11 protein-coding genes are annotated in these 21696 nt (G+C 53.3%); 7 read left to right on the forward strand and 4 right to left on the reverse strand.

The window, feature by feature from the left end:
- Nucleotides 1-145: 145 nt before the first annotated feature.
- The 4 genes from hflD to ACIGCM_RS19510 form a co-directional block, all read right to left on the reverse strand.
- On the reverse strand, nucleotides 146-766 hold the full coding sequence (gene hflD, locus ACIGCM_RS19495; protein WP_397503703.1) for a high frequency lysogenization protein HflD: 621 nt from the start codon (nucleotides 764-766) through the stop codon (nucleotides 146-148).
- On the reverse strand, nucleotides 763-1896 hold the full coding sequence (mnmA, locus tag ACIGCM_RS19500; RefSeq protein ID WP_397503704.1) for a tRNA 2-thiouridine(34) synthase MnmA: 1134 nt from the start codon (nucleotides 1894-1896) through the stop codon (nucleotides 763-765). Before mnmA ends, hflD begins: the two co-directional genes overlap by 4 nt.
- 126 nt (nucleotides 1897-2022) lie before the next feature.
- The gene (locus tag ACIGCM_RS19505) at nucleotides 2023-2463 is read right to left on the reverse strand and encodes an NUDIX hydrolase (RefSeq protein WP_397503705.1); all 441 of its coding nucleotides are present in this window, start codon (nucleotides 2461-2463) and stop codon (nucleotides 2023-2025) included.
- Between the two features lie 78 nt (nucleotides 2464-2541).
- Nucleotides 2542-4767, reverse strand: coding sequence for an NADP-dependent isocitrate dehydrogenase (locus ACIGCM_RS19510; protein ID WP_397503706.1), 2226 nt, complete (start codon nucleotides 4765-4767; stop codon nucleotides 2542-2544).
- Nucleotides 4768-5401: 634 nt separating this feature from the next.
- On the opposite strand from ACIGCM_RS19510, the gene ACIGCM_RS19515 reads away from it, so the two are divergent.
- The 7 genes from ACIGCM_RS19515 (at nucleotide 5402) to ACIGCM_RS19545 (ending at nucleotide 21624) form a co-directional block, all read left to right on the forward strand.
- Nucleotides 5402-5938, forward strand: a complete 537-nt coding sequence (locus ACIGCM_RS19515) for a fimbrial protein (RefSeq protein ID WP_397503707.1) — start codon at nucleotides 5402-5404, stop codon at nucleotides 5936-5938.
- Between the two features lie 52 nt (nucleotides 5939-5990).
- Nucleotides 5991-6734 (forward strand): fimbria/pilus periplasmic chaperone, encoded by a 744-nt coding sequence (locus ACIGCM_RS19520; RefSeq protein ID WP_397503708.1) that lies wholly within the window; start codon nucleotides 5991-5993, stop codon nucleotides 6732-6734.
- 112 nt (nucleotides 6735-6846) lie between these two features.
- Nucleotides 6847-9417, forward strand: coding sequence for a fimbria/pilus outer membrane usher protein (locus tag ACIGCM_RS19525; protein ID WP_397503709.1), 2571 nt, complete (start codon nucleotides 6847-6849; stop codon nucleotides 9415-9417).
- 99 nt (nucleotides 9418-9516) lie between these two features.
- On the forward strand, nucleotides 9517-10557 hold the full coding sequence (locus ACIGCM_RS19530) for a fimbrial protein (protein WP_397503710.1): 1041 nt from the start codon (nucleotides 9517-9519) through the stop codon (nucleotides 10555-10557).
- A gap of 285 nt (nucleotides 10558-10842) precedes the next feature.
- A complete protein-coding gene (locus tag ACIGCM_RS19535) occupies nucleotides 10843-11871 on the forward strand; it encodes a fimbrial protein (protein WP_397503711.1) in 1029 nt (342 codons plus the stop codon).
- A gap of 460 nt (nucleotides 11872-12331) precedes the next feature.
- Nucleotides 12332-13687: a TolC family outer membrane protein gene (locus ACIGCM_RS19540; protein WP_397503712.1), complete on the forward strand. Its 1356-nt coding sequence runs from the start codon at nucleotides 12332-12334 to the stop codon at nucleotides 13685-13687.
- 53 nt (nucleotides 13688-13740) lie between these two features.
- Complete coding sequence (locus tag ACIGCM_RS19545) at nucleotides 13741-21624, forward strand: Ig-like domain-containing protein (RefSeq protein WP_397503713.1); 7884 nt, start codon at nucleotides 13741-13743, stop codon at nucleotides 21622-21624.
- The last annotated feature ends 72 nt before the right edge of the window (nucleotides 21625-21696 follow it).

A 21696-nucleotide genomic window follows, 5' to 3' on the forward strand; every position in this document is an offset into this window, starting at 1 on the left:
CATATCATACATGAAAACAAGCTGATTTCCGCATTCGGCGAAGGCCGTTCAGCGGTGAGTGTTTTCTTAATTCATGCACATGAATGCAGCGATGTGCTGCGAAGTTATTCAATCGTTTTTAAATCAACAAGCTGCGGCGGTTATCTCAACCGCGAAGCATGGGATATAACTCAGCGAGCAATTTTTTGCGACCAAACACCAACTGCCAGCGGTGGCCACCTAGCTGACGCCAGAGGCGTGCAGCGCGAATCCCGGTGAGCAACAAGGCACGGATTTTTGCGGCGTTGTCACTTTGCTGCAAATGGCGCATATCACCTTGCACCTGAATGCGCTGGCGGAAGGTGCTGATGGTGTCCTGGTAGAGCGAGCCACAGTTGGCCATGACGTTTTCGTGTGTCACGCCAAAGTGCTCAACCTGCTGCTGGATCTGGTCGAGGCGGCTGCCCATGATCTGCAGCAGGTCGTCGCGTTTGGAAAACTGCCGCTCAAGGTTGAGCAGTGCCAACGCATAGCGCAGGGGTTCGCGTTGCAAGCTGGCAGGGTCACGCTCCAGTGAGCTGATCAGCGCGCGGTAACCATCACGCAGATTAAGATCGTCACCGCCATAAACATCCAGGGTCGAGTCTGGATTGCGTACCAGTAAGCTGCCAATCAGGCAGGCGGCAACCGCTTCGCTGGATTGGCCGGTACGGGCGAGTTTGTCTACCTGTACCGCAGCTTCAAACACAGCGCCAAGGGCGACAAGTTGCTCTTGAGTTTGATTCATCGACGCATGTCCTTACTACTCCAAGGTTCTGCGACTTCAATTACACCGCCCCCAAGGCAGATTTCACCGTCATAGAACACCACCGACTGGCCGGGTGTTACCGCACGCTGAGGCATGGCGAAAGTAGCCCGGTAGCCGCTGGCGGTCTTTTCCAGCGTGCAGTTTTGATCGCCTTGGCGATAGCGAACCTTGGCGGTCAAGTTGCGTGGCTGGCTGAGGTCCACGGGGTTGACCCAATAAATATCCGAGGCGAGCAGGGCGCTGGAAAATAACCAGGGATGATCATTGCCTTGGCCGACCATCAATACATTGCGCTCCAAGTCTTTTTGCAGCACGTACCAAGGCTCGTCACTGGCATCTTTAAGGCCACCTATGCCCAAACCCTGGCGCTGGCCAATGGTGTGGTACATCAGGCCGTGATGGCGGCCAATGACTTCGCCTTCAGTGGTTTCAATGTCGCCAGGCTGTGCCGGCAGGTACTGCTTGAGGAAATCGCTAAAGCGTCGCTCGCCAATAAAGCAGATGCCGGTCGAATCTTTCTTCTTAGCCGTTGCAAGCTGGTACTTTTCAGCGATTTCGCGCACCTGTGGTTTTTCAAGCTCACCCACAGGAAACAGCGTCTTGGCAATTTGCTCGCCACCCACTGCGTGCAAGAAGTAGCTTTGATCCTTGTTCGGATCAAGGCCTTTGAGCAGTTCGGTACGGCCATCAATGTCGCGGCGGCGTACATAGTGGCCAGTGGCAATAAGATCAGCACCCAAGATCAGGGCGTAATCGAGAAAGGCTTTAAATTTGATTTCGCGATTACACAGGATGTCCGGGTTGGGGGTGCGACCGGCCTTGTATTCAGCCAAAAAGTGCTCGAATACATTGTCCCAATACTCGGCAGCAAAGTTGGCGGTGTGCAGTTTGATGCCGATTTTATCGCATACAGCCTGAGCATCAGCCAGGTCGTCCATGGCTGTGCAGTACTCGGTGCCGTCGTCTTCGTCCCAGTTCTTCATGAACAGACCTTCGACCTGATACCCCTGTTCAAGCAGGAGCAGGGCGGATACAGACGAGTCGACGCCACCGGACATACCGACAATTACGCGGGTTGTGGCTGGGTCGTAAAGCGGGGTCGTTTGCATGTTGGTATCTGACATTGAGTTGGGCGCTGAAGCTCAAAAGGACGCGATTCTAGCAGGATGCGCCGTCGGCGGCGATGGCTGGGTCTGTTTGCGTCTCGGTTGAGCGTATGGCAACAGAACCTATGATCAGTCGCGCAGCAGGCTCAGAGCAAAATGCTCTCCAGCGAGGTAGTCATCAATGCAGCGCAACACCAGCTCACTGCGCCAGCGCTCAGGCTGTGCAGCCAGTTCGTCGCGGGTGAGCCACTGCGGGCCAATGATACCGTCATCAAGAGGCAGTTCCGAATGGTGAGCGATGGCTTTTGCAGCAAAACATACCCGCTGATAGGTCACGCCATTGGTCGGTGCTGTGTATAGATAGATGCCGGTAACGGCCGTTAACTCGACTTCCCAGCCAGTTTCTTCAAGGGTTTCGCGCAGTGCAGCTTGGCTGAGGGTCTCATTGGCCTCTAGGTGACCCGCAGGCTGATTGAACACCTGGCGTCCTTCGGCGTGTTCTTCGACCAGTAAAAAACGGCCGTCTTGTTCGACAACGGTCGCGACGGTGATATGGGGTTGCCAACTCATGCTCGATGCCTCGTTCGGCAGACAATAAAAACACAAACCCCGGCACATGGCCGGGGAGTGTGGGTTGCAACGGCAGGTTTAGATCAGAGGATCAATTGCCGCATTGAGTGTTGCGCTCGGACGCATGACCTTGCTGGTCAGTTCCGGGTTGGAGCGGTAGTAACCGGCGATATCAACCGGCTTGCCTTGCGCCTCATTGAGCTCAGCAACGATGGTTGCTTCTTGCTCAGTCAGGGTTTTGGCCAATGGCGCGAAATGAGCGGCCAGTTCAGCGTTTTCAGTCTGTGCTGCCAGTGCTTGCGCCCAGTACAGTGCCAGATAGAAGTGGCTGCCACGGTTATCCAGTTCGCCAGTGCGGCGCGAAGGGGATTTGCCGTTATCGAGTAATTTGCCGGTGGCGATATCCAGTGTCGTGCCAAGGATCTTGGCTTTCTGGTTGTCGCTTTTAATCCCGGTTTCTTCAAGGGAAACAGCCAGGGCCAAGAACTCACCAAGTGAATCCCAGCGCAGGTGGTTTTCTTCAACCAGTTGCTGTACGTGCTTAGGTGCTGAGCCGCCGGCACCTGTTTCGTACATGCCGCCGCCTGCCATCAGTGGGACGATGGAGAGCATTTTCGCGGAAGTGCCCAGCTCCATAATCGGGAACAGGTCAGTCAGGTAGTCGCGCAGGACGTTACCGGTCACCGAAATGGTGTCCAGGCCACGAATCATGCGTTCCATGCTGACACGGATGGCTTGGTTGTAATCCAGGATCAGCAGTTCAAGGCCGTCGGTGTCGTGATCTTTCAGGTAGGCATTCACTTTGAGCTTCAGTTGCTCATCGTGCGCGCGCTCTGGGTCGAGCCAGAAAATGGCCGGGGTGTTCGATGCGCGGGCACGGGTAACGGCCAGCTTGACCCAATCGCGGATCGGGGCATCTTTGGTCTGGCAGGCGCGCCAGATGTCACCGGCTTCAACTTCGTGTTCGATTTTAACGGTGCCATCGGCAAGCACAACACGCATGGTGCCGTTGGCTTCCATTTCGAAAGTCTTGTCGTGGGAGCCGTATTCCTCAGCTTTCTGCGCCATCAAGCCAACGTTTGGTACCGAGCCCATGGTGGTTGGGTCGAATGCGCCGTTGGTTTTGCAGAAATTGATCATTTCCTGATAGATACGAGCGTAAGTGCTCTCAGGCATGACCGCTTTGGTGTCTTTGAGCTTGCCGTCTTTGCCCCACATCTGACCCGAGCTACGGATCATGGCTGGCATCGAGGCGTCGACGATTACGTCGCTCGGGATGTGCAGGTTGGTGATGCCCTTAACCGAGTCAACCATGGCCATTTCTGGGCGGTCGCTGTAGCACTCATGCAGGTCGTGCAGGATTTCTTCCTGCAGCGAGGCTGGCAACGATTTGATTTTCTCGTAAACGCTGTTCAAGCCGTTGTTTGGGTTCACACCCAGCTCGTCAAATAACTTGGCGTGCTTCTCGAACGCTTGCTTGTAGTACACGCTAACGGCGTGACCGAAGACGATCGGGTGAGAGATCTTCATCATGGTCGCCTTGACGTGCAGGGACCACATAACGCCGGTTTCTTTACAGTCTTGCAGGGTTTGCTCGAAGAAGTCGCGCAGTTTGCTTGCGCTCATGCGCATGCCGTCGAGGATCTCACCTTCTTGCAGGCTGACGACTTTTTTCAGTTGGACTTTGCCGTCTTTGCCAACGAACTCGATACGTACATCACCGGCTTTGTCCATGGTGAAGGATTGTTCGCTGGAGAAGAAATCGCCGTCGCGCATGTAATCGGCGTGTGACTGCGAAGCCATGCTCCACTTGCCCATCGAGTGTGGGTGCTTGCGTGCGTAGGCTTTAACGGCTGCAGGTGCGCGGCGGTCTGAGTTGCCTTCACGCAGAACCGGGTTCACGGCGCTGCCCAACACTTTGCTGTAACGCGCCAGGGCGTCTTTTTCTTGCTCGGTTTGCGGGTCTTCTGGGAAGTCAGGGATCTTGTAGCCCTGAGCTTGCAGCTCGGCGATGGCGCCTTTGAGCTGAGGAACCGAGGCGCTGATGTTTGGCAGCTTGATGATGTTGGCTTCTGGCGCTGTGGCCAGTACGGCCAGCTTGGCCAGATCGTCTTCGATTTGTTGATCGGCACCGAGCTGGTCAGCAAAGCCAGCCAGGATGCGGCCAGCCAACGATATATCACGGGTTTCGACGTCAATGTCTGCAGAAGCGGCGAAGGCTTTTACGATGGGGAGTAGCGAATAGGTAGCGAGAGCTGGAGCTTCGTCGGTGAAGGTATAGATGATCTTCGAGCGGTTTGACATCAAAAAAACTCTCTTCTTTGCTAGGCGCGGACATGATCTCGAGATGCACCCTGTAGGCACTTCCACTCAATGGTCTCTTGAGTCGGAATTCGAGTCGTTACCACGCAAGGTTGGTTGTACCAGTAGAGTGTTATTCGCCAGCGCTAGGATGGTAGTGACTGACGTTTCGAGGGGCGGGCGTCCGGTAACGAACATGGCCACTCTCTATGACTGTGAGGTCACGGCTGAGCATTATAGCACCGCGCAACGCAAACTAAGAACTCGAAACTGTAGACCAAGGTCTAGAGCGCGGGCGGTCATCGCACAGTGGTGCTACTGGGAGCCGTGTCCTGAAGTCCTTCGGTATTGCAGTTGGCATTCAGTCGTCTGGTCGAGCGGTGAGAGGGTAAGGGGCAGGGAAATGTCCTGATAACAGGAGAGGAGCAGGAGGGGGCCTGGCTCAATGATGGGGTTTGGTATAAAAATCTTTTGGAAACAACAAGATGGAAAAGGCCGAGGGGTTCGCGGACATTTCCTACATGACGTTGAGAGGCAGCTTGCACCCAGTTTGATATCTCCTCGATATCATTCTGGTCGCTTTATGACTGTGCTGCAGTGAAGCGTTTCTCATTTATAAGTTCTTGTTGGAGTCCACATGAAAAATTTTATGCTTTCCGGATTGGCCGGGATAGCCATCTTCGGTGCTGCTGGCGCATTTGCTTCCGACGGTACTATCACTATTAGCGGTCAGGTCGTTGATACTTCATGCGATATCAGCATCAACGGCGGGTCAGGCGACACAACAGTGGTATTGCCTTCGGTTTCAAAGACTAACCTGGCAAATGCTGGTGATGTCGCAGGCAGCACCAGTGTAAGCCTGTCCCTGACCGGTTGCCCTGCTACAGGCAGTGTGCGCGCCTACTTCGAAGCGCAAAACGTTGATCAGGCAACTGGTTACCTGCAGAACAATGCTGTAGATACCCCGGCGACCAATGTTCAGGTGCAGGTGACTGACACTTCCGGTGCTGCAATCGATTTGCGTAACAACAGCAACAATAACTTTGTCGCGTTTACTGATGACGCAGGTGATGGTACGGCTGATCTGAACTATGCCGTTCAGTATGTTGCTACTGGCGCGTCTACTGCCGGTCAAGTTGAAACTGCTCTGGTTTACAGCTTGGACTACCAGTAATGAATAGCCCAGTTGCGGAGCTTCCACGACTGGGCATTCGTGAGGAGTTGTTATGCAAGGTGTTCTGAAAAATCTGGGCCGCTGTTTGCTGGTCGGCGTATTGCTTGTGCCGATTCTAGCCAATGCGGCAGTGCAGATCACTGGCACTCGTATTATCTATCCGGCTGCCGAGCGCGAGGTTGTCGTGCGGTTAACCAATGCCAGCGACCGGCCCGCGCTGGTGCAGGCATGGCTTGATAGCGGCGATGCTTCAGTGCAGCCCGGTGTCGAACAATTACCTTTTGTTGTATTGCCGCCATTGGTACGAGTGGAGGCACGCAAAGGTCAAGCTTTGCGCATCGCCCATGTCGGGGGGGAGTTGGCGCAAGACCGTGAGTCAGTATTTTGGCTTAACGTGCTTGATGTGCCGCCAAAGGCTGACACCAGTGCTGGCCAGAACGTTGTGCAACTGGCCTTTCGTACGCGCTTGAAGTTGTTCTATCGGCCTGAAGGTTTGCCGGGTAATCCGACCGCTTCAGTGGAGGATCTGCATTGGTCAGTTGTGCCAAATGGCAAAGGATTTGCCCTGCGAGTGCGCAATGACTCGGCCTATCACGTCAGCTTCAATGAAATTGGCCTGAAAGCTGGTAGCAAGACTTACAACGTCGATGCTGGCGGTATGGTTGCACCGCGCAGCAGCGAGGACTTTTTACTTGTTGGCTTAAATGCGCCTCCCAGCGCAGGCGAGGTCGAGGCGAAATGGCTCGATGATTTCGGTGCCAGCCGAGAGCAGCGCTACACGCTGCAGCCTAAGTGAGGATCTCATCTTCGGTCTTGTTCTGACCTGGAAGATTCAATCGGTTTGACCTAGCGGCTTTAGGAAATAGTTTGTTTCCGGAAGCTGAATCTGCGTGGATCTGGAATTTTACATGTTGTTCTATGGATTCGGTAATCAGGCTGAAGAGCGGCCTGCTGCCCACGGAAAGTACTCACTCCGTCTACTGGCCAGGTCAATTTACCTGACGGTGGCTGTAATGCCCTATGCGAAGGCTGCACCAGAGGTGGATTCGGCGGCGGTGGCGACCAGTCCAGTTTTTGAGAGTGGGTTCTTGCGCGGCATTAGCCGAAACATAGACTTACAACGGTTTTCGCAAGCGGGCGCTGTCGCACCGGGCATCTATATGTTGGATATCAGCGTCAATGGCGGTACTCGCTTGCGCCAACAAGTTCGGGTTATGGGTGAGGGCGAGAAGCAGCGCCTGTGTTTTTCCATTGCCGATGCGCGTCGCTGGGGGGCGCGACTCAATCAAGTTCCGGATCAGCAACAGCTTGAGCGAGTACTCAATAGCGACTGTATCGAAGCACAGGCCTTGATTCCTGGTGCCACTTTTAAAATGGACGTGGCTGAGCTGAGCGGCATACTGAGCATTCCTCAGGTATATGCAGGACACGTTAAGCGCGGTTATGTCGACCCGACAGAGTGGGATGAAGGCATCACCGCCGCAATCCTGGGTTACAACGCCAACGTATTTCGCAACGAACGTGATGGTGCAGACACCACCACCGACTACAACACCAATATTAATGCTGGATTCAATATTTCCGGCTGGCGTCTGCGCCACAACGGCAACTATCGCGACAGCGATGATACGTCTGGCCAGTACCGTTCGCAGAATACCTATTTGCAGACTGACGTCGATGCGTTGCGCTCACAGTTGACGCTGGGTGAGTACTTCACCCCTGGCAATGACTTTGAAAGCATTCCCTTCAGCGGTGTGCAACTCGCCAGTGACGACTCTATGCTCCCGGAAAGCGAGCGGGGCTTTGCACCGGTAATCCGTGGCACGGCCCAAACCAACGCCAAGGTGACTGTGCGCCAAGGCGGTAATGTGCTCTACGAATCTACCGTGGCACCGGGTCCTTTCCAGATCGATGATCTGTATGCCACCGGCTATGCGGGGGATTTGGACGTTACAGTTACCGAAGCGGATGGCCGTGAAAAACAGTTTACGGTGCCCTTTTCCTCGGTTGTGCAGATGCTGCGCCCGGGCTCCTCGCGTTTCAATCTGGCTGCGGGTAACTATCGTGACGACACCTTGAGCGATGAACCCCAGTTTACTCAGGGTACCTTTCGGCATGGCATCAACAACAAGCTGACCCTCTATACAGGCGGCATTGTTGCCGACGATTACTCTTCGGCTTTGGGCGGTGCTGCGTTTGCCACGCCAGTGGGCGCAGTCGCATTTGACGCGACCTTTTCTCGGGCTGAGGGTCTGCCCGTCAGAGATGCTGATGGTGCAGTGCTCAAGGATGACATGGTCGGGCAAAGCTACCGGATCAGCTATAGCAAACTGTTGAATGCCACGCGCACTAATTTTTCACTCGCGGCTTACCGCTTTTCCAGCGAAGACTTCCTCAGCTTCGGTGACTTCGCCCGCCTGCGTGAGAGCGTCGATTCGGCATCCCTGCATGAGCGTAATCGTTTCCAGGTGAGTGTCAGCCAGCCGCTGGGCGATTACGGTGATTTCAACTTTACCGGCCTGACACGTAACTACTGGGATGATCAGGAAGCGAGCACCACCTTCCAGATGAGCTACGGCAAAAGCTTCAACTGGGGCTATATGAATTTTACAGCGAGTCGCGAGATACAGGATGAAGAAAGCACCAACACCTTCATGCTGAGCGCCAGTATTCCTATTGGTTCCGGAGCCCGTCGTCCGCTATTGACCACTACAGCCACCTACGACGATGACAGTAATAGCTCGGTGCGTGCCAATCTGACAGGCTCGGCTGGGGAGTATGGCGAGGCGAACTATGGTGTGTACGCAGACCGCTCTGAGAATGACAGTACTTCCACCAACACCTATGGCGGCAACCTCAGTTACCGAACCTCTGCCACCCAACTCAGTGGCAGTTACAGCCAGGGCGAGGACTATAAACAGTATTCCGGCTCGGCGACCGGCACTGTAGTTGCCCATGCTGGCGGCGTGGTATTTGGTCCTGAACGTGGTGACACCATGGCTTTGCTCGTCGCTGAGGGCGCGCCCGGTGCAGAGCTGAACAATGGGCAAGGTAATCACTTAGATGGCAATGGCGAGGCGCTGACCGCAGGTTTAACCCCCTACCGCCGTAACGCTGTGGGCATCAGCCCCCGCGGTTTGCCATTGGATGTGGAGCTGAAAACCACCTCGCAAAACGCTGTACCGCGACGCGGCGCAGTGGTGCGACTCGACTACGCCACAATCAACGGTAAGCCACTTCTGCTGCGGGTGAATAACCCCCATGTCCCGTTCGGTGCGAGTGTGGTCGATGCTGAAAACCATGATGTCGCCATGGTTGGACAGGGGGGGTTGATCTTTCTGCGCGGTGAGCATGCAGGGCTGAAGGTGGTGTGGGGGCAGGGCGCTACAGAATCCTGCACATTGAACTATGCGGTCCCTGGCGATGAAACCGACTCAAGCCCTTATCAACAGGTGGAGGCGAGTTGTGCAAAAGGTTAATGGCGAGCGTTGTAGTTATTTCGTTAATCGATTCAGTTTTATTGGCAGGCAATCACTCTATGGGCTGGGTTGCACCTTCTCATACAAAAGAGCGTTCTGATGAAAAGCAATGGCAGCATTTTTCGAATAATTTTACTGGCCCACAAAAGTATTGGGACCTACCTATGCATAGTGATTGTTATGGGGTGGGCGACCAGTGCAAATGCTGAGCTGCCGAATTGGCAATGCGAGGGGGCACCGGTGGTGGAGCACCACAACCTGATAGATTTAGATTTAGATACTGAAACTCAGGCAGGGCAGACGATAGATTCAAATTTTGACTCTGGGCAGCAAGGGACAGGGCGTTGTAGCTGTCCGCAGAACGGAAGCTTTTTTTCCTATTTCACCGCAACAACGAATCTGCCGGAAACGAATGGCTGGATTAAGCTAAACGACTACCTTGAAGCCAAAATTTACATCTATGTGTATGGACCAGGCAACCTTCAAGTGCCCTTCTCAAAACGTAAAAATGCTGGTGCGTCCACATGTTCTGAGCGTTATAGCACAGTCACGAATGTCGCGACCGGCAGGAGGGGCATGGCAACCTTTAGGCTTACCAAGGGTATTGTTGGTGAAGTGGAGTTTTCAGGGGTACTTGCCAACCTCTACTGGCAACTCAATGATAGTAGCGGTGTTGTTGATATGTCCTACCCATTCGCGCATATCCATGCTGATGTGAGGATTAAGGCACTTGCATCGTGCACATTCAGGGCGGGAGATACGTTCACAATTGATTTGGGTAGTACAGAGAAAGCAGCCTTGGTTCAAGGCAGTCCACCCAAGGACTATGCGCCCAAATCTATTGATCTAAGTCTTGACTGCATTAACACGGGAAGCACCGGTGCAATCAATTACATGTTCCAAAGCGCAACGGGCTCAGAGGGAAATCTATTGTTGACCGACCTCAAGGGGCTTGGTGTTGGTCTGCGCGATGGCGACGACAACCCTATCGGCTTGGGTATGGAGAACTCTGTCGACGTGCCCATGGCAGCGAGTTCTACTTCGTTCTACCTCAAGCCGTATCCGACTAAACTTCCAGGCAAGGCGGTAGATAGCGGGCGTTACACTGCGAAGGCGATCGTAACTCTCAGCCTTCCTTAAGTTGTGCTTGACGTGTGCAGGTACGATTGGTTGCGCGAGCGGGTGATTGATCCCTTCAATGATCGCCTTCGCTAAGCCCTGTGAACGGCAAGCATCTGCTATTAGCAGGGTTCCGCCATCTAAATTAAAAGAGCCATCAAATGAATACCAATACTCGCCCCCCCCAAAAAAATATAGGGCACGAGCGTTGATTGGCTTGCCCGTGATGAACATATGAAGCGCATCGTTAAAGGAGAGGTACTCGGCAGGGCCGAGTGCTTCTAAGCCTATGGAAGTGACTAAGTAATGACCCGTAATTTATTTTTCTTGGTACTAAGCCTTGTAGTGGCATTAACCCTAGTGCCAGTTGAGTCTGCACTGGCGGGATCTCAGGTCAATAACTGCACCTCGGGTCAGTTGCCCTGGTCCACTGTTATGAATACCGACGTCACAGAGGATCTGCCAATCGGCTCTGTGATCCCGGGCTCGGACTCCATGGGTGTGGTGAACATCAATTGCACTGCAGCGTGGTCCAACAACGGCACCACTTGTAATGGCGGGGGTGGCTGGGCGCTAAATCCGATTGGAGGCACACCCATGGAAACCAGTGTTCCATATACCTATACCTACGCAGGTATGCCCAGCGGTATTGGCTACCAGTTCCTTGATGAGTCAGGTCAATCGCTGCCTCTGGATAGCCAGATCCGGCACGACACCGGCGTTGCGATACGAACGGGCGATCAGTCTGTTCCGCTGCATTTTCGCATGGTCAAGACTTCCAATGCCATGTCTACAGGAGGTTTTACCTTCAGCATGTACCTGAGTTGCAACGGAAACGAGTGGGCCAACCGTGACGGCGCGGGCAGTACAATTAATGTGACGGTAAACGCTAAAGTGATCACCCAAACCTGCAGTCTGAGTAACGCCGATACTCTGGTGCAGTTGCCTAAGGTCGCTCGCTCTGCGTTCAAAGGTGTCGGCAGCTCTGCAGGTAATACGCCTTTTACCTTAGACTTCCAGTGCGATGCATCTGCCGACGCACGCTTTAGCATCAGTGATGTGGCAAACCTCAGCAATGCCAGCGATGCGCTTGGATTGCAGGCGGGCTCAACCGCTAGTGGTCTCGGCGTACGTCTACTGAATGACGGTAACCCAGTGCACTTAGCACCCAACCAAGTATTCGATGCCGGTGGCAGTGATTACCCATTGCGTAACCTAGACGACAGCGAGCGCACCATAAGCTTGTCGTTCGCGGCCGAGTATTTGCAAACTCAAGACGCCGTTACAGCGGGTACTGTGCAGGCTCAAGCCGTAGTGACTATTGCTTACAATTGAGCAGCATCAAATTGGCTCGATTGTTACGGGTGAGGCTAAGGCACAGGAGTTTAGGGCGCTTAAGCTGTGTTCAGTAGCCTTTTTCAATAACTTCAACGCTCATCGTTAATGTAGGGTTGTCGTCTGGCCCATATGCCTCACAGATGCCGGTTTATGCTAATTGCTTCGACCAGTGAATCGCTCGCCTAACACTTCGTAACCTGAAACGGGAACTGTTAATTAACCGGTATGCATTGGATGCCTGAGAGTTTTCAGTGGCCTGCCAGGAGTATTCATGCTCTGTGGTCGGAATACTCCTACATCTTTTTAGATCATGCCGGGTCTACCTTGATTCACACCTAATTAATTATTCAATTGCTTGGTCGTCGTCTTACGGTACAGGCGTTGAATTATTAATCTAATAATTAATAAAGGTGTGCATGGGTAATGTTACCGATAGCACACTAGTCGGTGCCTGAAATTGACAAGCTATGAATTGTGTCTATGCCGTTGGGTACGAACAGTCTTTGTTGGTTTGTGTGGCAGTGGTTTTATTTCCACGGTAATGGCTGAGCCTGTAGCCTTTCAGGCACCCCGTTTCATTGATGTCAATGCCGTTACGCTGCGTGACTGTGTATTGCGTGCGTTTGATCATGACCCCGTTATTGCCCAAATGGTTGCGCAAATTGGTATTGGTCAGGCGTTAATTGATGAAGCCAAAAGTGCATGGCACCCCCAACTAAGTTTGCAGTCTGGGCTGGGTGGATCAAGCGGTAACTCATCTCGTCAAGATAACCGCTATAACGATACACGTTATGGGCTTACATTGACGCAGTTGGTTTATGACTTCGGCAAGACCCAAAACACTATTTTGCAACAGCAAGATATTAAGCAGGGCTATATCTATAGCTTGCAACAAACCCTGGGCGATGTGGCCAGTCGTACCGCAAAAACCTATCTGTTGATCAAACGTTACGCGGCGCTTAAACGTGTGGCGGAACAAGGCGTTAAGTCTCTACAGGTTGTCGAGCGTATTGCGAAGATTCGCGCTAACAGTGGGCTCAGCTCACGTTCTGATTATCTTCAAGCGCAGTCACGTATTGCCAGCCTGCAGGCACAGGCTGAACAATTTACCACCCAACGCGAAACGGCTATTGCTCAGCTTGAAGTGCTGACAGGTGTGCGCGCTGCGACTTTTGCAGAACCGCCACAGGCCTTGAATGGACAAACAATGCACGTGGCAGCCATTGATTATTCAGCGATCGCGGCGGTAAAAAAAGCCAGGGTCGAAGCCGAGGCTGCTGCCAAGGCTATTGAAAAAAATAAAGCGGGTTACCTGCCAACCATACAATTACAAGCAGGCCGCACCCGTTATCAAAACAGCAACGATCCCTACTGGGATAATCAAATTTATTTAAATCTGGATGTACCGCTGTATACCGGTGGTGCCGTGTCTGCGCGTATTGCTCAAGCCGTGGATGCCAAGCGGGCAGCGGATGAAGGTATTAATACGGCGAAGTTTGATGCCATGACTCGCGCCGCTACCGCGCAGGCTAATTATAACGGTGCGCGTAGCCGTTACCGCGTCAGTGTCCGTCAAGTTGGGATCGCCCAGCATGCACGCAGCGTCTATTTGGATGAATACAAATTAAGCCGTCGAAGCGTTAACGATCTTGTGACGGTTGAACAAGATTTGCATCAATCTAAGTTGTCATTACGCAATGCTGAATTTGATAGGTGGGACGCAGCGGTTGATTACGCCGCTGCTGTTGATCGCCTGGTTAATGTGCTGAATATACACTCATTTGAACCCTTGGAGGCCCTGCCTGATCGTTGAGATGTTAATGCCTGGTTACTGTGAATTAATAACTATAAAGGTGAATAGTGCATATGAAAACCTCTATCGAAATCATTAATCGCGCCACCAGTAATACTGTAAAAATGTTGGTTGATGATCATCTGGTTATTACATTGCCTGAACCCAGTGTTGTGGTCATGCAGGCCTCTATTGACGAGGTGACTCGTTATGAGCGGATCGGTAATGACCTGTTGATCCATCTTCATGATGGCCGTGTTATTCGCTGCGCCGGGTATTTTCAAACTGATGAAGATGGGCATCATAGCGAGCTGGTTTTCCAAGACCAAAGCACTGGCGTTAGCCATGTTCAATTCGCTGATACACCAGAGCTCGCTTCAGATCAGCTCGTGACCTTACAAAGCCAGATCGAGACGCTCGATAGCGTTGAACCCTTACTCTACGGCAGCGATGACTTCAGTCAGTATGCTTTGTTGGGGTTGATCGGGGCAGGAGTGGGTGGTGCTTTGCTAGGGGCGGGGTTAAATAACGATGATGGCGGTGGCAACGACCGTACTGAGGTTATTGACAATACATTACCCGCGGAAATTGCCCGGCCTTCATTTATTGCGACCGACAATCAGGGACAGGTCCAATCGCTGTTAACAATGGGCAGCACGACCGACGACCTTAGTCCGACCTTTACTGGTAACGGTCAGGTGGGGGCTAACATCCAGATTTTAGATGCACAGGGTGTCGCGATCGCAAGCACCCAAGTTGGGCAGGGGGGTACATGGACGGTCACGCTTGCTGACCAGACTCCAGGTCGGCACAGTTATGAGGTGATACAACTCAGCGGCGACACTGCCCTTAGTGCAGGGACTATTAGCCTCGATATCATCGGCGGAACTGTCAATCTGACAATCGATCCGGTGAGCGGGGATGACCAGATCAATGATAACGAAGCCTCAGCAGCCCTAAGTATAAGTGGCAGCGCTGCTGGCCTTGAAGCGGGCACTGATGTAAGTGTGTCAATCGCTGGCATGAACTACACCACACAGGTCACAAACGCGGGTGCCTGGAACCTCGAGCTACCCGGTGAGGCGGTTGTAGCTTTGCGTGATGGTTCTTACACCCTAGAGGTTAGTGCGATTGATGCCGCTGGCAATCTGTTCAGGGCCGTTGATGATTTTTTCGTCGATACCGCGGCACCCGTTGTCAGCATCGATGTTATAGCGCTGGATGATGTGCTGAACGCTTCTGAGGTGACGACTGCACAAGCCATCAGCGGCGCAGTAACCGGGGCCGCAGCGGGTGAAACTGTTAGCGTCAATCTCGCGGGCATGCACTATCAAGCCATGCTGGGCAGTGATAGCAGTTGGTCTGTCGATATTCCCAGCGCAGAGTGGACGGCTTTGGGCGACGGCGCCCTGACTGTCACGGCTAGCATCACTGATAGGGCTGGTAATACTGGAGAGGCAAGCCGGGGCGTAGCCATTGCTGCAGGCCTGCCGGGTTTGCGGGTTGCAACTGTATCCGGTGATAACGTGATTAACGCAATCGAACATGGCCAGGATTTAACCCTGTTCGGCACCAGTTCGGGCCTTTCAGCAGGGCAGAATGTAACCCTGACAATCAATGGACAGGACTACCTCAGCGCTATCAATACTGACGGGACTTGGCAGATTGGATTGCAGGCCGAAGACGTTGCAATGTTTGCCCAAGGGTCACTGAATATACATGTCGCAAGCGCGGACATTTCAGGCGATGCGGTTGCGATCGACCATCTGATCATGGTTGATTTGGCCGACACGGCCGTCAGTATTGATGCGGTAGCCGACAACAATATCATCAACAGTCTTGAGCAAGGCTCCGACCTGTTGCTTTCAGGTTCGACGGCAAACGTTGAGCCTGGTCAGATTGTGGTTATCAATTTCGCCGGTCATCTCTATCAGGCTAGGGTTGCGGACGATGGCGGCTGGGATTTCAGTGTGCCTGCCATTGATCTGGCGGGGCTTGCTGACGGTTATCAGAACCTTGAGGTTCGGGTCACCAACAGCAACGGTAGCACCGCGCACAGCGGCCAATTAGTTCAAGTTGATTTGACCGCCCCCATACTGGTTATCGAGCATACTCACAGTGGCGATACCAGCAGCCTTGCAGGGGATGACCGGCTCAATGCGATGGAGTTTCAGCAGGATCTGCGTGTCAGTGGCATAACCTCAGCTGAGGCTGGCCAAACCTTGAGCGTTAGCCTAAATGGAAACACCTATCAGACGGTGGTTGCTGATGGTGGCGGGTGGAGCTTTAACGTTCCAGCCGCAGATCTTTCCTCCGCAGTTGATGGGCCGTTAATTATCAGTGCAAGTACCCGCGACAAAGCGGGTAACTCGGTGACTCAAACCCGTGAGCTGACAATCGATACTGTTGCGCCAGTCATCAGCATTGACACCGTCGCGGGTGACAACATCATCAACGCGGGCGAGAAAGCCAGTGCAGTGCTGGTGTCCGGTCATGCCGATGGTGTCGAGGCGGGTGAAGTCCTGACGGTCACATTTAATAACAGCGACTACACCACTGCAGTTAACACTGACGGCAGTTGGAGTCTTTACGTTGCAGCGGCTGATATGGCGAGTCTTGCCGACGGTCAGCATGACATTGTTGCCAGCGTCGCCGATGTTGCCGGCAATCGCTCAATGGCCACCCATGGTGTTGATGTAATTAGCGTTTTACCGACGTTGAGTGTTGATGTTGTCGCGGGTGACAACGTGGTTAACAGTGTTGAAAGAACCGCACCTGTCACTATTAGCGGCTCGTCCACCGGGCTCGATACAGGTGCTGTGGTCACGCTCACACTCAATGGCAAGGATTATCAGGCCACCGTCGCGGCTGACGGCACTTGGAACCGTGATATCCCCGCGGATGACTTCGTCGGTGTGCGAGATGGCCAATACAAGTTAGCGGTGTCTGCTGTAGATGCTATTGGTAACCCGGGCCACACGGATACAGTGTTGGTTATCGGCACACTGACTGCGCTACTTACCATCAACACTGTTGCAGCGGATGATCGGGTCAATGCGGATGAATCAGTCGCTAACGTGGTCGTCAGTGGTAGCGTATTCAATGTCGAGGCCGGGCAGGTGGTGACGTTGTCCCTGAACGGCTCGGACTACACCGCAGTGGTGAATGATGATTTGAGTTGGTCGCTCAGTCTGCCAAGTTCGCTGTGGGCGGGCATTGCTGATGGCATGCATACGCTTGATGCCAGCGTAACCAGTATTGATGGCAACAATGCATACGCCAGCCGGGCGATTAGCGTTGATATCAACGCACCAGTCGTGACGATTGACAATGTTGCCGGCGATGATGTGATTTCAGGCCCAGAACAGCACGCCGGGCAAGTCATCAGCGGCACTGCAGATGCTGAACAAAACCAGCTGGTAGACGTAACCTTTAACGGTCGCACCTATCAAACCGGGGTGGATGCCGGTGGTGCTTGGCAGGTGAATGTTGATTCGCGTGATTTCCTAGGCACCGCTGATGGTGCATACAACATCACCGCTGTCGTGGTCGATAAAGCCGGGAACGCCGGATTAACAAGTCGCGCTGTGCATCTGCAGGCGGATGGTCCCATGCTGACCATCGACAGCTTCACCGCGGATAATATCCTTAGCCAGCAAGAGCAAAGTGCTGTGCAGGTTATTTCGGGTACATCCTCGCTTGGAGCGGGTGATGCCGTGGCAATAAACCTCAACGGCAAGGATTACAGCGCCACAGTACAAAGCGATCAGTCGTGGAGCGTGCTGCTCGGCACGGCTGATTTAGCAGCCTTGGCTGATTCGGCTGTCTACCGTGTTAGCGCAACAGCTACGGACAACTTAGGTAATAGCGGTTCTGCCGATCACAGCTTTAGCATAGACCTCAGTGGTCCAATGCAGGGGCTGACTATCGACAGCATCAGTGATGACAGCGGTTCATCAAGCAGTGATTTCATTACCAGTGATACGCTTCTGGCAATCAATGGCACGCTCAGTGCTCCTTTAGCGGCGGGTGAGGCGGCGCAAATTAGCCTGGATAATGGCGCAAGCTGGATAAATCTGGCTGTTTCAGGTGTGACATGGACCTACCCGGACAGTCGTGTGCTGACTGACGGCAATTATGATTATCAGGTTCGTCTGATCGATGCCGTAGGCAATGTCGGGACAACGGCTAGCCAACTGGTCATTGTCGATACCCAAGCCCCTGTTTTGACCATCGAGATCACTGGGATCACTGATGATAATGGCCCCTACCAAGACTACATCACCAATGACACCAGCCTGACCATTCGCGGCACTTTATCGAGCCCGTTGACGACCAATCAAATGGCGCAAATCAGCTTGGATAACGGCGCGACATGGACAACCTTTGGTATTGCGGGCACTGCATGGCGTTATGTCGATGCTCGGACCCTGACCGAGGGCGCTTACAACTACTCGGTGCGAGTGGTCGATAAGGCTGGGAATATCGCCTCGACAGACACCCAAACAATACAGATTGATAGCACGGCACCGGCAACCACCATCCACCTCGAAAGCATCACGGATGACACCGGTGTTTCAGCTACGGACTTCATCACCCGCGATAACAGCCTTGTGCTCAATGGTTCCCTGAGTGCTGCGCTGACTACTGAAGAAGTTGCGCAAATTAGTACAGATAACGGCGCAACCTGGACCCATCTGGCGACAACTGGCCAAACCTGGAGTTATGCAGACGGTCGAGCGTTGGCGGACGGCGTTTATATCTATCAAGTGCGTGTTCTGGACTTCGCCGGTAACTCAGGCGCAATTGCGCAACAGGCAGTCAGGGTTGATAGCTCAGCGCCAGGCACGTTAATCGGGGTTGAAAGCATCAGTGATGATACCGGTGTGTCGGGCACAGACTTCATCACCAGCGACACCAGCATCAGGCTTGCTGGCCACTTAAGTAATGCACTGGCAACTGACGAATATGCGCAAATCAGTATTGACGGTGGCTCGACATGGAACACCCTGACCGCTGTCAACGGCACGTACTGGACCTACGACGATTCACGCCTGTTAACCGATGGCAGCCACAGTTACCAGCTACGGGTGGTGGACGAGGCCGGGAACCTGGGGCCAGTTGCCGCTCAGGTGGTTGTGGTCGACACCAGTGCACCGTCGCAACACGTCATTATCAGCGGATACGATGATGATCAGGGCGCACGTCAGGGGCTCCAATCCAGCCAAACTATTACCGATGATACCGCTCCGATATTGCGAGGTACGCTTGATGCGCCCTTGCAAGGCGGTGACGTCCTGAAAGTTTTCCAGAACGGTATTTACGTGGGTAATGCGTCGGTCAGTGGCACCAGTTGGGAGTACGCCCTCAACGGCCTCGTCAGCGGTAATGACTACCAATACTCTGCGCTGGTGATAGATGCAGCCGGAAATATTGGCGCTGCGGCTGACTATCTGTTGAGCGTTGATACGCGTACTCCAAACACTGTCATGCTTGAGCCGCAGGTGACTGCAGATAACACGCCAGTGTTGCGTGGCACTGTGGCGAATGACTGGAGTTATGATTACGTACTCTATGTCACCGTTAATGGCAAAACATACGCCTCGAATAGTAGCCAGGGTGATGGTCGTGTGGTTATCGATCCGGCGAACAATACCTGGTATCTGCAAATTCCTGACAGCGACGCCCTGGCCATCAATAACTATGACGTCACTACAGAAGTGGTTGACGAGACGGGTAATGGCAGCGTCAACAGCCAGACGTTCACAGGGTCTCAGGCTGTAGTCGCTGAGGTTGCTATTGATACTCAATGGGCGATGGCTGCGGCCCCATCAAGAACCGATCAACAAACAGGCCTAAGCTACGCGATTGGCAAAAATGGGTTATGGACCTTCGTTGCCAATACCGCCGTGTACAGCAGTCTCGATCTCAACAGCTATGACACTGACATCCTGAGCAAAGAGGCTGGCATCGGCAACACAGTGAACTACAGCTTCTTCGATCTAGACCGTGATGGAGATATGGATATCTTCGCGTCGCAAAGTTTCTACGTGCGGCCATTTCAGTATTGGCAGAACGATAATGGCAGCTTTACCAGCAAAACCATCGCCTACGGTGGTTTGGATAGCTTTTACGGCGCAACGGTTGCCTATGACCGTACAGGTAATGGCTACCTTGACCTGGTGTTGGGCGATAGCAATTTGGATGGCAACTCGGCAGGCTGGTTTATTAATAATCAGGATGCAACCTTCAGCCAAGATACAGTCACGCGTAACTTAAGCCCTGCCTACACCTTTGGAGCCAGTGTGTCCGGGGTCGATATCAATAACGACGGCACGATTGATATTGCAGCTCAAATCAGTGGGGGAGGCGGTAGTAGCTATTTCGCACTTGGCGTTTTTACCAACCCTGGCGATGGCACCATGGCAATCAGCCAAGTCTTGAATAATGTATTCAATGACGGTGGTGGCACCGACAACGTCGGCACCAGCATGACCTGGGCAGATTTCAATGGTGATGGCACCTTAGATCTGTATCTCAACCAACATTACCTCGGGTACGACAAGTCTGCACTGCTCATCAACAACAACGGAGTGCTGGATAATTTCGTCGAAATTAACGCCGGTACGGATATTCGTTCGCGTATTTCGCTGGCGGTCGATTGGGATCATAACGGCACCCTTGATATTGCCAAAATGGGCGGCTACAACGGCGGCGACACCATCCAGTTGATCCTCAATAACGGTAATGGTTTGAGTTGGACCAATGCCAACCTGGGATACAGCTACGGTTCACGCCTTACCGGTGCTGGCGCAATAGATTACAACTGGGACGGTGCTGTCGACCTGCTTGGATTCACCAGCACGGGTCACTCTTTTGTGGTTGAAAATACCAATGCTGTCGCCGACGGCACGGCTTTGCACCTGCGGATCTTCGATAAGAACGGCATTAATCCATTTTATGGCAATACTGTGCAGTTGTTTGACAGCAGCGGAGCCTTGGTTGCGACACAGAGTCTTAATCCACAGTCAGGCGTTGGGGTTAACGACAGCTCGGCACTGTTGAGTTTCTATGGCTTAAACGCCAATGAAAGCTACTCCGCTCAGTTGATTCGTATTGTTGAGGGTGTACGTGCAGATGTTAACGAGACGGTAAATGCGAGCTGGGGCGGCTTGAGCACCGCGCTGGCCCAGGACAGTTACGTGCTGTCAGCCGAGTCTGATGGCGACAGCAACAATGGCGTGTTTATCGGCACTGGCTACAACGATACATTCGTCGCAACCGCAGGATCTGACACCTACAACGGTGCTGGGGGCTGGAGTTACAACTCAGGGCATGCCACCTGGACAGCCGCCGATGGCGGTATGGATGTGGTCGACTACAAACTGGCGACCAGCGGTGTGTCCGTTGATTTGAGCACTGACTTAACCCAAAACACTGGCTTCAATAGCGCCAGATTGGTGGATATTGAAGGGCTTGCCGGTAGCCGTTATGCCGACACCCTGACGGGCAGTGCAGCGGATAACCAGCTCGAGGGCCGCGAGGGCAATGACACCTTCAATATCGCTAATGGCGGCCACGACACATTGATCTACAAACTGCTCAGTGCCGCCGATGCAACTGCGGGCAACGGTAGCGATGTGGTCAATGGCTTTACTGTTGGCACGTGGGAGGGCACCGACGACAGCGACCGTATCGACATCAGTGAGTTGTTGCAGGATACAGCTTACGCAGGCACGGGCAGTGCAAGCTATGTCGATGGTGTGGCAACCCTGGATGCTGCTGCAGGCAACCTTGAAGACTACCTCAAGGTCGTGCAAAACGGGGCCAACACCAACGTTCAGTTCGACCATGACGGCGCAGGCACTGCCTTTGATCCGAGCACGGTTATTTCCCTAAGTGGCGTGCATGTCGATATGGCAACGCTGCTGGCTAACCATCAGTTGTTGGTTGCATAGCAAGAAGTAACGAGGGGCTGCGTGTTGCGCAGCTCCTTTTTACTTTTCAGTACCGGGTCGTCCTGGCCCGTC

The organism is Pseudomonas sp. NPDC078700, assembly GCF_044542375.1.
GTDB lineage: Bacteria > Pseudomonadota > Gammaproteobacteria > Pseudomonadales > Pseudomonadaceae > Aquipseudomonas.

What these genes read in the sequence shown, in the direction of transcription:
- ACIGCM_RS19545 (WP_397503713.1), top strand. Translation starts at nt 13,741, where the DNA reads ATGAAAACCTCTATCGAAATCATTAATCGCGCCACCAGTAATACTGTA.
- ACIGCM_RS19530 (WP_397503710.1), top strand. Translation starts at nt 9,517, where the DNA reads ATGAAAAGCAATGGCAGCATTTTTCGAATAATTTTACTGGCCCACAAA.
- ACIGCM_RS19535 (WP_397503711.1), top strand. Translation starts at nt 10,843, where the DNA reads ATGACCCGTAATTTATTTTTCTTGGTACTAAGCCTTGTAGTGGCATTA.
- ACIGCM_RS19515 (WP_397503707.1), top strand. Translation starts at nt 5,402, where the DNA reads ATGAAAAATTTTATGCTTTCCGGATTGGCCGGGATAGCCATCTTCGGT.
- ACIGCM_RS19510 (WP_397503706.1), bottom strand. Translation starts at nt 4,767, where the DNA reads ATGTCAAACCGCTCGAAGATCATCTATACCTTCACCGACGAAGCTCCA.
- ACIGCM_RS19505 (WP_397503705.1), bottom strand. Translation starts at nt 2,463, where the DNA reads ATGAGTTGGCAACCCCATATCACCGTCGCGACCGTTGTCGAACAAGAC.
- ACIGCM_RS19520 (WP_397503708.1), top strand. Translation starts at nt 5,991, where the DNA reads ATGCAAGGTGTTCTGAAAAATCTGGGCCGCTGTTTGCTGGTCGGCGTA.
- ACIGCM_RS19525 (WP_397503709.1), top strand. Translation starts at nt 6,847, where the DNA reads ATGTTGTTCTATGGATTCGGTAATCAGGCTGAAGAGCGGCCTGCTGCC.
- mnmA (WP_397503704.1), bottom strand. Translation starts at nt 1,896, where the DNA reads ATGCAAACGACCCCGCTTTACGACCCAGCCACAACCCGCGTAATTGTC.
- hflD (WP_397503703.1), bottom strand. Translation starts at nt 766, where the DNA reads ATGAATCAAACTCAAGAGCAACTTGTCGCCCTTGGCGCTGTGTTTGAA.